Source organism: Actinotalea soli (genome assembly GCF_017565425.1).
GTDB lineage: Bacteria > Actinomycetota > Actinomycetes > Actinomycetales > Cellulomonadaceae > Actinotalea > Actinotalea soli.
The window spans coordinates 196,723-208,873 of the sequence record NZ_JAGEMK010000004.1; the positions used below are offsets into that span (position 1 = coordinate 196,723).

At 72.8% G+C, this 12,151-nt stretch carries 9 protein-coding genes; 2 read left to right on the forward strand and 7 right to left on the reverse strand.

Features of this window, described 5'->3' with window-relative positions; genetic code table 11:
* Positions 1-48: 48 nt before the first annotated feature.
* The 3 genes from J4G33_RS09990 to J4G33_RS10000 all read right to left on the reverse strand — a co-directional run bounded on the left by J4G33_RS09990 (position 49) and on the right by J4G33_RS10000 (position 4,261).
* Positions 49-1,686: a fucose isomerase gene (locus tag J4G33_RS09990; RefSeq protein ID WP_208055817.1), complete on the reverse strand. Its 1,638-nt coding sequence runs from the start codon at positions 1,684-1,686 to the stop codon at positions 49-51.
* Between the two features lie 34 nt (positions 1,687-1,720).
* Complete coding sequence (locus J4G33_RS09995) at positions 1,721-3,196, reverse strand: FGGY-family carbohydrate kinase (protein WP_208055818.1); 1,476 nt, start codon at positions 3,194-3,196, stop codon at positions 1,721-1,723.
* 102 nt (positions 3,197-3,298) lie between these two features.
* Complete coding sequence (locus J4G33_RS10000) at positions 3,299-4,261, reverse strand: LacI family DNA-binding transcriptional regulator (RefSeq protein ID WP_208055819.1); 963 nt, start codon at positions 4,259-4,261, stop codon at positions 3,299-3,301.
* Between the two features lie 232 nt (positions 4,262-4,493).
* Between J4G33_RS10000 and J4G33_RS10005 the strand changes: the two genes are divergently transcribed.
* A complete protein-coding gene (locus J4G33_RS10005; RefSeq protein ID WP_208055820.1) occupies positions 4,494-6,578 on the forward strand; it encodes a glycoside hydrolase family 183 protein in 2,085 nt (694 codons plus the stop codon).
* Between the two features lie 247 nt (positions 6,579-6,825).
* Here the strand turns inward: J4G33_RS10005 and J4G33_RS10010 are convergent, their stop codons facing one another.
* The 4 genes from J4G33_RS10010 to J4G33_RS10025 all read right to left on the reverse strand — a co-directional run bounded on the left by J4G33_RS10010 (position 6,826) and on the right by J4G33_RS10025 (position 11,070).
* A complete protein-coding gene (locus tag J4G33_RS10010; RefSeq protein WP_208055821.1) occupies positions 6,826-9,132 on the reverse strand; it encodes an ABC transporter permease in 2,307 nt (768 codons plus the stop codon).
* Positions 9,129-9,872, reverse strand: a complete 744-nt coding sequence (locus tag J4G33_RS10015) for an ABC transporter ATP-binding protein (RefSeq protein ID WP_208055822.1) — start codon at positions 9,870-9,872, stop codon at positions 9,129-9,131. The genes J4G33_RS10010 and J4G33_RS10015 overlap by 4 nt, the downstream gene beginning before the upstream one ends.
* A gap of 57 nt (positions 9,873-9,929) precedes the next feature.
* Positions 9,930-10,451 (reverse strand): PadR family transcriptional regulator, encoded by a 522-nt coding sequence (locus J4G33_RS10020; RefSeq protein ID WP_208055823.1) that lies wholly within the window; start codon positions 10,449-10,451, stop codon positions 9,930-9,932.
* Positions 10,452-10,647: 196 nt separating this feature from the next.
* Positions 10,648-11,070, reverse strand: coding sequence for a winged helix-turn-helix transcriptional regulator (locus J4G33_RS10025; protein WP_208055824.1), 423 nt, complete (start codon positions 11,068-11,070; stop codon positions 10,648-10,650).
* 117 nt (positions 11,071-11,187) lie between these two features.
* Here J4G33_RS10025 and J4G33_RS10030 point away from each other — a divergent pair, with 117 nt between their 5' ends.
* Entirely contained in the window at positions 11,188-12,084 is an 897-nt protein-coding gene (locus tag J4G33_RS10030) for an aldo/keto reductase family oxidoreductase (RefSeq protein ID WP_208055825.1), read from the forward strand.
* Positions 12,085-12,151 lie beyond the last annotated feature (67 nt).

The window sequence follows — 12,151 nt, forward strand, 5'->3', positions numbered from 1 at the left end:
AGAGGATGCGGGCGGCGCCGTGCAGGCCGGCTCAGGCCGGCACGGGCCTCACAGCTGCACGTCACCGCACAGGTGCACCCGGACGCCGAGCCCGTGGAACATCGCCGCCTTCGCCGCGAGCGCACGGTCGGCCGTCTCGGCGTCGGGCGCGTACGCCACCTGGACGTGGTTGGCCTTGTGCCGGGCCATGAACTGGTCCCGGGTGACGCCGTGGAGCACCGTGTGCATGATCGGCCACTCGGGGTTGGTGGCCTGCCAGCGCCGCTCGGTCTCCTCCTCGGGCAGCTCGACCGCGCTCGCACGGCCGAGGTCGAGGTGCAGCGTGCCTGCCTCGACGAACACCCGGCTCCAGACCAGCTCCCCGGGCTTCGACACCCCGCGGATCGTGCTGCCGCCGAGCGGGAAGTACATCGGGTTCTGCCGCCAGCCCTCAGCGCCCGCGTAGCCCCCCACGAGGTGGGACGGCGGCACGGAGCCCGAGATCTCGTAGACCCAGACGAACCGTCCCTCGTACTCCTCGCCCCACCGCACGTCGTGCAGGGTCGTCGCGGGGTCCAGGCCCATGCTCGTCCACACACGGTTGGTCACGAGCGCGTCGACCGCGACCCCCTCGTCGACCTCGTTGAAGTGCGGGAGCGCCTGGCCCTCCCACAGCACCCGGGTCCCGTCGGCGCTGCGCACCGGCGGCCGCTCCACGTTGTTCAGCAGGCCCTCGGCCAGGTCGCTCGCGGGCGAGAGGTCCTTGAGGCCCTGCTGGTACTGGATCCCCACGGCATCGAGGCCGAAGGCGTCGGAGATCCGCAGGGCGGCGACGTACATCTTGTACTGCCACCGCAGCTGGTCCTCGGTGAGCTCGCTGGCCTCGTCCGTGCCGGTGCGGAAGCGCATGCCCCGCGCGCGCAGCCACTCCCCGACCGCGTCGGCCTCGCCGTCCGGCACGCGCTGCATCTCGGCCCAGAGCGCGCTCTGCGAGAGGCGCTCCTTGAAGATGCCGATCGGGTTGAGGAGCTCGTCGTCGATGATGGCGTTGTACATCCCCATGCAGCCCTCGTCGAAGACCCCGATGATCGCCTTGTCCGTGATCATCTGGTGGGCGAGCGCCCGGCCCAGCTCGGTCTCGGCGCCCGCCGGGAGCTCGCCCAGCTCACGCACGTGCGACGCGTCGTGCTCAATGCGCCCGGTGCGCACCCAGGCGGCGAGCCGCTCGCGGAACCAGGCGTCGGTGAAGTCCACGCTCCACAGGGTCGAGTACGGCACCCCCATCTTGGTGAGGCCGGCGTTGAGGTTCAGCAGCCCCACCAGGCCCGGCGCCTCGCCGACGAAGTTCGCCACGGTGAGGATCGGCCCGCGGTGGGTGCGCAGGCCCGCGAGGACGTGATGGCTGTACTGCCAGACCGCCTCCGCCACGACCAGCGGCGCCTCGGGCGGGATCGACCTGAAGGTCTCCAGGCCCATGCGCTGGCTCGAGATGAAGCCGTGCCCCGTGCTGGGGTCCACCGGGTTGGCCCGTTCGACCTGCCAGCCGAGGTCCGCGAAGGCGGCCGAGAGGTCGGCCTCGAGCCGCTCCTGGATCGGCCACCCGACGGCGTTCGCGGACTCGCGCAGGTCGCCGCTCGCGATGAGATACGCGGTGTCCGGCGCTGCCGTCGGGCGCTCCGTGACGTGGGGAAGGGTGTATGTGGTCATGCGGGTGTCCTCGTCCTTCGGTCTCGCGGTCGGATCAGGGGGCCGTCAGCTGGAGCCGCGCCAGGCGGTGGCTGATGTCTCGGGTGGCCGGGTACAGGTCCCGGTACATCTGGTAGAGCTCGTCGTACCGAGCGGCGGCTGAGAGGTCGGGTGCGCGCACCTCGGCCGGGGGGTTCCACGCGGCGATGTCACCGACCCCCTGGCTCCGCGCGGCGAGGTGGGCCATGCCGTAGGCGGCGCCGGTCGTGGTCCGCGGCACCACCTGGGGCAGCCCGGTGACGTCCGAGACGATCTGCGTCCACAGCCCGCCCCGGGTCCCGCCACCGACGGCGACGACCCGCTCGACCTGGCCGCCCGCAGCGCGGATGGTCTCGACGTTGTGGCGCACCCCGAAGGCCGTCGCCTCGAGGGCCGCGCGGTAGAGGTCGCCTCGCGTGTGGTCGAGGGTCAGCCCCGCCAGGAGGCCGCGCGCGTGGGGGTCCATCACCGGTGTCCGCTCCCCGGCGAAGTACGGCAGCATGAGCAGACCGCGCGCCCCGAGCCCAGACTGCGCGGCCTCGGCGACCAGCGTCCCGTGGTCCGCACCACCGGTCAGGTGCCGCAGCCACGCCGCGATCGCCCCGGAGGTGGCCATGCCCCCGGCCAGGCTCTGCGTCCCGGGGAGCGCGCCGGCCGTGGTCCACAGCGACGGGCTCCTGAGGGGCTCGAGGACCGTGTGGACGAGGAACATGGTGGTCCCGTACATGAGCATGAGGTCGCCGGGGTTGTGGGCGTCCACGCTGATCGCCTCGGCCCACGCATCGATCGTCCCGGTCACTACCGGCGTCCCTGCGTGGATGCCGGCCACCGCCTCGTGGGTGGTCCCCGCGACCTCCCCGGCCCACGCGAGCGGCGGGAGCTCGAGGCCAGGGGCGACCCGTTCCGCCCAGGGCCGGTACCACTCCCCGGCCGCGGCGTCGTACATCGGGGTGCACTGGCTCGCGGAGTGCCGGTCCAGGACGTACGCCCCGGTGAGCCTGCGGACGAGCCAGGAGGCCGGCATGAAGAGGCGTCGCGCGCGGCGGTAGCTCTCGGGCTCGGCCTCCCGGACCCACAGGATCTTCGGACCGGCGGCCTGGCTCGACAGCTGCGAGCCGCAGCGCTCGTGGACCTGGTCGCCGCCGAGGGCCTCCTCGAGGCGGGCGATCTGGTCCGTGGCGCGCGTGTCGACCCCGTAGAGGACCGCCGGCCGCACCGGCACGTCGTCCTCGTCGGCGAGGAGCACGCACGGCCCCATGCCGCTCACCCCGACCGCCTCGATGCTCACGTCCCGCGGTGCGGTGAGCTCGGCCGCGATGGCCTGGAACTCGCTCCACCAGACGTCGGGGTCCATCTCGACGTGGCCCGGTCGGGGCCGGTCCACGTCGTGCTCACGCTGGGCGGCCCGCAGCACACGGCCCTCGGCGTCGACGACCACACCCTTGGTGCTGGACGTCCCCACGTCCACGCCCATCCAGGCAGCTTCCGCCATCGATCCTCCTCGATCGCCATGAGACGACGAGAATACAGTAATCGATTTCAGTGACAACCGGCCGAAGCCGTCGGGCTGCGCTCGAGGGTCTGGCCGGGCGCCTCAGGCGCGAATCTTGGTCTCCACGACGACCGTGCGGGACGCACCCTCGGCACCCTTGATGCGGGCCAGGAGGAGCGAGGCCGCGGCCGAGCCGAGCTCGCGCGCCGGCGTCTCGATGATGACGATCCCCGCCGGCACGATAGGCGCGAAGGCGAGGTCGCCGAAGACCGCCATCCCGAAGTCCGGGGGCGTCATGCCCCGGCTGGCCATGGCCTGGAGGGCACCGACGGCCATGAGGCTGTTGCCGACGACGACCGCGTCGGGCGGGTCGGCGCCGTCAAGCTGTGCCCGCATCGCCTCGCGGCCCGAGTCCATCCGGAAGTCCCCGTGCTCGAGCAGCCCGGCGGGGTCGCGCCCCGCAGTCAGGGTTGCTGCGCGCCAGCCGTCGGCGCGCTGGCTCGCGGTCTCGACGTCCTCGGGGCCGGTGATGCAGGCGATGCGCCGGAACCCGCGTTCGACGAGCACCGTGGTCGCGTCGAGCGCGGCCCGGTGGTTGTCCATGATGACGGTGTCGAGGTCCTGGTCGACGTGACGGTCGATCGCGACGACGGCGCGTCCGGCCTTGAGCAGCGGGCTGACGTCGCTCGTCGAGGAGGCCGGCGCGAGCAGGGCGCCGGCCATGTGCTCCGCGACCGCGAGGTCGAAGTACTCGCGCTCGCGCACCGGGTCGTCGTCGGTGTTGCACAGCACCACGGCGTAGCCGTCCTCGCGCGCTCGGTCCTGGACCCCGCGCGCGAGGGAGGTGAAGAACGGGTTCTCGATGTCGGGGATGATCAGGGCGATCACGTCGGCGTGCTGCAGGCGCAGGGAGCGCGCGGTACGGCTCGGCTGGTAGCCGAGCTCCTCAGCCGCGGCGCGGACGAGCTCGCCGTAGGGCTCGCGGACCTTCTTGCCGTTGAGCACGCGCGAGACGGTGGCGGCGGAGACGCCCGCGCGGGACGCCACGTCGTAGATGGTCACCATCGAATCTCTCCCGTACGTTGCGCCGCGAGCTGCTGCGACGCGCTCCGTGCGGGCAGCGTAGCCCCCGCCGTGCCGCCCCCGAGCCGCGGCCCGTGCGTCGACGTCGGCGGCGTGACGGCCCGGCGCCACAGCGCTCAGCAGTGGTCGACCCGAGGCTCTTGACCTGGTTGGTCCGGACAGCCTAGCGTCCCAGCAATCGATTTCACGACGGGAGACAACGATGTCCGCAGTCATGAGAGCAGTGCGAGGATCCACGATCGCCGGCCTGGTGCTCGCGCTCGGCACGACCCTGGGCGGGGCCGCCCCCGGCGCTCCCCAGGGCGCGGGCACACCGGAGGGGCACCCGGCCCCGAGCACCTGGGGCGGAACGGTCGAGATGGACCCGGACGTTCGCCACACCTCGGCGAGCGACGGCGACCTCTGGCCCTCGTGCTGGGCCGACGACGGAAACCTCTACAGCGCCTGGGGCGACGGGAAGGGGTTCGACCTCGCGGGCCCGTTCACCGACATCGGCGTCGCGCGGCTGAGCGGCCCGGCCGACGACATCCAGGGCGTCAACCTCGCGGTGGGCGACGAGGTCGGCCAGGTCTGGAGCGGCCCGGGCCACACCCGCAAGCCCACCGGCATGGTGTGCGTCGAGGACACGATCCACCTCGCCGTGCAGGACCTCGCCTGGAACTTCGACGCCGCACCGGCCGCGACGATCGCGACCTCGACGGATGGCGGGGAGACGTGGACCTGGGACACCTCGGGCCCGATGTTCGACGACGGCGTGTTCACGACGATGTGGTTCGCCGACCACGGCCAGGGCGGTGAGTGGTCCGAGGACGGCTACGTCTACGTCTACGGGATCGACCAGAACTGGCGCGACTCGTTCTCCGGGCGGGTCGAGGACCCGACGAGCGTCTACCTCGCCCGCGTGCCGCAGGACAAGGTCGGCGACCGCTCCAGGTGGCGCTTCTACGCCGGGACCGCGGGCACCAAGGGCAAGCCCAAGTGGTCCAAGAAGGTCGGTGACCGCGAGCCGGTCCTGCACGACGAGCGACGGGTCTACCCCGACGTGTTCGAGCCGTGGATGGCGCACGACATGACCACCCTGTCCCAGGGGCACGTGCTCTACAACGAACCGCTCGACCGATACCTGTACTCGTCCTGGACCGAGTTCACCCTGCACCTGTACGACTCCCCCACCCCCTGGGGGCCGTGGACGCGGCTGTCGGACCACGACTTCGGTGCCTACCCGTGGACGGGCGAGCAGTACGCAGGCTACGGCGCGACCCTGCCGTCGAAGTTCCTCTCCGAGGACGGCCGTACGATGATGCTCCAGGCCAACGTGTGCCCCTGCGCACCCACCGGTGGGGTCTCGGTCTACAACTACGCCGTGCGTCAGCTGACCCTCGCCCCGTCCACCGACACCCCCGCGGCCAACGCCCTCGGGGACGAGAACCTCGCGATGGGCCACGGGGCGGTCGCGATCTCGAAGTCCGTCAACCAGGGCAGCCTCGATGCCCTCAACGACGGCGCGACCGACGTCAGCCTCGACGACTCCGACGAGGAGCTCAAGCGTGACTCGTGGTGGGGGTACACCTGGCCGCAGGACATGAACCTCAACCGGGTCCAGTACACGACCGGTGAGGTCGGCGACCTGGGTGGCTGGTTCCTCAACGAGCCCCGTGTGCAGGTGCGCCGGGACGGCACGTGGACGGAGGTCGCGGGGCAGAAGATCAGCCCGCGCTTCGTCAACGGCAAGGCAGGCGGCTCTTTCCAGACGTACACCGTGAGCTTCCCCCCGGTGGTCGCGGACGGGGTGCGCGTCATCGGCACGCCCGGCGGGGACCGCACCTTCTCGTCGATGGCTGAGATGTCCGCCCACTACGACCTCCAGGTGGTCGACGGCGGCTTCGAGGAGACATGGAGCCTCGAGGTCTCACCGTGGGACTTCGAGGGTGACTCCCCGCGCGGGCTCGACGACGGCGGCGCGTTCGCCCGCACCGGCGAGAAGAACGCCTGGGTCCGCACCTTCGACCCGATCGGGGCCCAGGCGATCACCCAGCGCGTCGCAGTCACTCCCGGGTCGACGGTGACGATCTCCTCGTGGTCCCGCACCTCCCCTGCGGTGAGCACGGTGCGCGTCGGGGCACGGTGGGAGGGCGGCGAGCAGATCGAGACCTTCGCGGGCTCTGCCGACTACGCCGAGCGCGCCGTGACGGTGACCGTGCCGGCAGGGGTCTCCGAGCTCACCCTGCTCGTCGGCTACGAGGCCGAGGGCGGCGACGCCGTCCTCCAGGTCGACGACATCTCACTCACCGCCGAATGAGCCAGCGGTGGCGGGTCGAGCGTGGCGGGCGCTCGTGTCGCGCTCGTGGACCCGCTATGTCTCGAGGCCTCGGCGGTAGGCGTAGACGACGGGCTGCGCCACCCCGGCCCCGGCGAGCGCCCGAGTCGCCTCGATGCCGCCGAGCACGGGCCTCCGGACGTCCTTGTGCGGTCACGCGGCACCGCCCACGGGGATGCGCGCCCGCACGACGAACGCCTCCACGTGAAGGGCCGCTACCGGACCGGGCTCACTCCGACTGCAGCCCCTGCGACCGGGTGAGCCCGGCGAGCAGCGGCAGGCTCGCGGCGGTGACGAGCAGGACGACGAGGGCCGCCCCGCCCGAGATCAGGCCGATGGCCCACCAGTCGATGCCGATCGGCGCCGAGAGGCCCCCTTGCAGCACCACCGAGAGCGCGGTCCCGGTGACGATGGCGAGCGTGATCCCGACGGCCACGGGGATGGCCACCTGCCAGAGCACCGACAGCCCGAGGGTGCGCCGACGCGTCCCGAACGCCAGGAGCACCGCGAACGGCCTGCGCCGTTCGCGCAGCTGCTCGGCGACGTTGACCAGCAGGCTCGCGCCGACGACGACCAGGAGCGCGATCGTGCCCGCGAGCAGTGCCTGCCGCGCGGTACCGAGGACACCGGTGAGGCTCCCCTGCTCGGCGTCGGCCACGTAGGCGAGCATCTCGACGTCCGCCGCGGTCGTGCGGAGGCGGTCGACGGCGTCGGGCACGTCGGGATCGAGCGCGACCAGGACCGACTCGTACCCTTCCGCGACGTCGGCACCTCCGAGGGCTGTCGGGGTCACGTAGATCGTGGACGGCAGGCCCGAGAGGTAGAGGTGGAACTCTCCGAGGGTCGCGCTGCGGGCGTCCCCCGGCAGCTCCCAGGTGCCCCCGCCCGACCCTGGTTCGCCCAGGACGTAGGTCGTCCCGGGGGTGGGCAGCTCCGCACCCTCGGTGGCGACGACGATCACATCACCCTCCGCGCAGTCGGTGATGCCAGTCTCGTGCGTGAGCACCGAGCAGGGGCCCACCTCGACACCGATCAGCTGGTCGGGGTCGGTCTCGACGTGCGCCAACGTGAACGTCGAGGTCACGACGTCGCGCACCCCGGGGGTCCCGGTGAGGCCGTCCACCCATTCCTGGCCGACCGCCCCGCTGCGGGTGTCGATGACCTTCGCCTGGAAGACGCTCCCTTGCAGCTCACCGTCGCCCTCGGCCTCTGCCTGGATCGCGCCGAAGGTGCCCTGGATCGCGATGAGTCCTGCGACGGACACGACGATGGCCGTGATCGCACGAACGGCGGCCCCGCTCTCCAGCTGCAGGCGCCGCACAGCGAGCTCCCACGCCACCCCGCCGCGGCCGAGACGGCCCACGACGGCGTCGACGGCCCACGGCAGCAGCAGGGCGACGCCCACCAGCAGCAGGACGACACCGGCGGTGACCATGGCCTGGTCCCCGGAGCTGTCGTCGTCCATCCCACCGATCAGGGGATGGAGCAACGCCGCCCCGGCGACCGGCAGCAGGATGCGCCACCACAGACGGCGCCGGGTGACCTCCGAGCGGCGCACCACACCGAGCGGTTCGACGACGACGCGGCGCATCGCGGACAGCGTGACGAGCACCGAGGCGACGGGCACGCCGATGACCACCAGGGCTGCGAGCACCGGCGCGGGGCGCAGGTCCTCGGGGTAGAAGGTCAGCGCGGGCGGGACCAGCGGTGGGAGGACGTGCTGGGCGACGAGCAGCAGCAGCCCGCCCACGGCGATCCCGGCGGCCGCTCCGACCAGGGTCTCCCCCGCGGCGATGCGCCGGGTCGTCCCGACGTCGGCCCCCACCAGCCGCAGCGCGGCCAGACGGCGGTCGCGCGCCTCACCGCCGAAGCGGACGGCCGTCGCGATGAAGCTCGCGAGCGGCACGATCATCACGGCGAGGCCGACGAGGCCGAGCAGCAGCAGCTCGGGCCCGAGGCCACCACCCTGCTCGTCCGGGTTGCCGAAGGCGTTGATGCGGGTCGCGGTCTCCTCGTCGAGGTCGTCGGTGCCGAGGTAGAACGTCAGCTCCCCGGGGCCCGCGAGCCCTTCGGGGCCGATGGTCCCCACCACGGTGTCCCCCCACCGTCCGCGGATCGCCTCGCCGTCGGGCGAGTCCATCAACCTCTGCAGGGCGGGCGAGAGGACGATCTCGCCCGGGGCGAGGGCCCGGTCGACGCCGGGGGGCAGCGGGACCCGCACGCCCTCGGCCTGCAGGAGCCTGCCCTCGACCCCCAGGTCACGGAACCCGGACCGGACGATCTGGGTGAGGAGGGTGTTGTCCCCCTGCTCCTCGACCACGCCGCTGCCGATCGAGCGGGCGTCGGTGCGCTCGGTGCGCGCGTCGACCACCGACGGCAGGCTCGCGACGATGAGGAGCATCGCCACGCCCACCCCCACGCCGATCGCGATGAGGGCGAGCCGGGCCCACCCGCTGCGGCCCCCGCCGACGCTCATGCGGGCGCCGAGCGCGAGGTCTGCGGCCCAGCTGCTGCGCGGGGGCGTGCTGGCGCTCACGCGCGCACCTGCTCACGGACGCGCCCGTCACGGACGACGGCCTCGCGGTCGGAGTACGCCGCGACCCGCGCCTCGTGCGTGACCAGGACGACGGCGGCCCCCGTGTCCCGAGCGGCGGCGACGAACATCTGCATCACGCGCTCGCCGTTGAGGCTGTCGAGGGCGCCGGTCGGCTCGTCGGCGAAGACCACCCGCGGGCGGGTCACGAGAGCCCGGGCGACGGCGACGCGCTGCCCCTGCCCGCCGGAGGTCTGGCCCGGGCGCTTGTCCGCGACGTCGGGGACCTCGAGCCGCGTGAGCCACTCGCGCGCGGTGCCGAGGGCGTCGCGTCGACCCACGCCGGCCAGGCGCAGCGGCAGGGCGACGTTCTCGGCGCAGGTGAGCTCGGGCACCAGCTGGCCGAACTGGAACACGAACCCGAACTCGGAGCGGCGCAGCGCGCTGCGCTCGACGTCGGACATCGCGGTGAGGTCCCGCCCGCCGTAGGTGACCCGCCCCGAGTCGGGCCGCAGGATGCCGGCCAGGCAGTGCAGCAGCGTGGACTTGCCCGAGCCGGAGGGCCCCATGAGCGCGAGCACCTCACCGGGGTGGACCTCGAGGGAGGCCGAGGCGAGGGCCGTCGTCGGGCCGAAGGCGAGGTGCAGGTCGTGGGCGGCGAGCAGGGCGCCGCCGGGGGTCGTGCCCGGGTCGGCGGGCGCGGGGTGGGTGGACGCTGAGGCGGCCGGCGGTGAGGTGGTCATGAGGTTCCCCTGGTCTGAGGCGGAATGGTGGCGGGTTGCGTCGGGCGAGCCGGGTGGCTACCCGCGCACCGAGGTGGCGAGGTCGTCGAGCCGGGCGGCGGTGAGCTCGAGCCAGCGCAGGTCGGCCTCGAGGTGGAACAGGGCGTGGTCGCACACGAGCTGGTCGGCGAGGTCGCCCTCGCTCTTGCGCCGGGTGAGCTCGCGCATCAGGCGCAGGTGCTCGGTGCGCTGGGCGTCGAGGACGTCGGCCGCGTCACGGCCGGTGAGGAGCGCGAGGACGACCTTGGTGTACATGGCGCTCTGCAGGTAGGGCTCGGGCTTCTCGGGCGTGGCGAGCCACACGGCGACGTCGCTGACGCCTGCCTCGGTGATCGCGTACCGCTTGCGGTCCGGCCCGTCGCCGGGCTCGTGCTCGACCTCGACCAGGCCGTTCTTCAGCAGGCGGGCGAGGGTCGAGTACACCTGCCCGTAGGCCAGGGGCTTGTCCTGGCCGAAGCGCTCGTCGAAGGCGCGCTTGAGGTCGTACCCGTGGCGAGGGCCGGACTGGAGGAGCCCGAGGAGGGCGGGGGCGACGGTCATACGAGTGACTATACACACGAGGTATACACGCCGTACATACTGCTCTGGCACGGGGCATGCCGGCGTGCGGCACGCTCACCACGACGCTCCTGGCCCTGCCGACCGCCGTCAGCGCGGGCGCAGCGGTGCCCCTCCTCGGGTCGGTCGACACCCCGGTGCGCGACGGGTGGCCAGGGCGCCGAGGACCGCCGCTGCGTCAGCCGACCTCGCCGTTCTCCGCCCGGTGCGCGAGCACGTCGTCCATGTGGACCTCGGCCCAGGCCTTGAGAGGCCGGACAGCCTGCTGCAGCGATACCCCGAGGTCGGTGAGCGCATAGCTCACGGTCACCGGCACGGTCGGGGTGACCGTGCGGGTGACCAGCCCGTCGCGCTCGAGGCTGCGCAAGGTCTGCGTGAGCATCTTCTGACTCACCCCCGCGAGGTGCCGCTGCAGCTCGGAGTAGCGCAACGGACGGGGCCCGCCGTCCTCGGGCGTCCCCGCCCCGCCGAGCGCGCACAGCACGAGGGTCACCCACTTGTCGGTGATGCGGGCGAGCAGCTGTCTGCTCGGGCACACCGCGAGGAACGCGTCGTACTCGACCTTCGCCTGCGACCGGCGCTGCGCCGCGGTCGTCGTCATCGCCTACCTCCCGGTGCCTTACGCACTTCTAGGTGCCTACTTCCCGATGGAGCGTGCCCGTCTCATCCTGGTTCGGCGCCGGTCCCGGCGCAACCAGCCCGACACGAAGGCGGCACCATGACTACGTTCTCCACCACGCTCCCCGGCGGCACCTGGACCCTGGGCGACCTCACCGTCACCCGGGTCGGGTACGGCGCCATGCAGCTCGCCGGCCCCGGCGTCATGGGACCGCCGGCCGATCGCGACGGGGCCCTGGCAGTCCTGCGCGAGGCCGTCGAGCTGGGCATCACCCACGTCGACACCGCCGAGGCCTACGGGCCGCACGTGACCAACCAGCTCATCCGCGAGGCCCTGCACCCCTACCCGAGCTCGCTGCACGTCGTCACCAAGGTCGGCGCCACGCGCGACGCCGCCGGCGGGTGGCCACCGGCCCGGAGCCGCGACGACCTGCGACGTGCGGTCGACGAGAACCTCGACTCCCTCGGCCTGGACGTGCTCGACGTCGTCAACCTGCGGATGGGGGACGCCACCGGACCGCAGCCAGGCTCGCTCGCGACCGAGCTCGAGACGCTCGTCGACCTGCAGCGACAGGGCCTCGTGCGGCACCTGGGCGTCAGCAACGTGACGCGGGAGCAGGTGGCCGAGGCCCGCGCGATCGCTCCGATCGTGTGCGTGCAGAACATGTACAACCTGGCCGTGCGGCACGACGACGAGCTCGTCGACGAGCTCGCAGCGGCTGGCATCGCGTACGTGCCCTTCTTCCCGCTGGGCGGCTTCAGCCCGCTGCAGTCGGCGGCACTGACGGCGGTCGCCGAGCGGCTCGGGTCCACAGCCATGTCGGTCGCGCTGGCCTGGCTGCTGCACCGCTCGCCCAACATCCTGCTGATCCCGGGCACGCGGTCGGTCGCCCACCTGCGGGAGAACGTGGCCGGGGCGGGGCTCGCGCTGTCCGACGCCGACCTCGCCTCGCTCGACGGGATCGGGCGCGCCGACGTCCTCGCCGGGCCCCGCTGACATCGACCGATCGGTCGATGTGCGGATCAACCGACCCCGGTCCCGGCCGGTGGATCACCCCCGATCA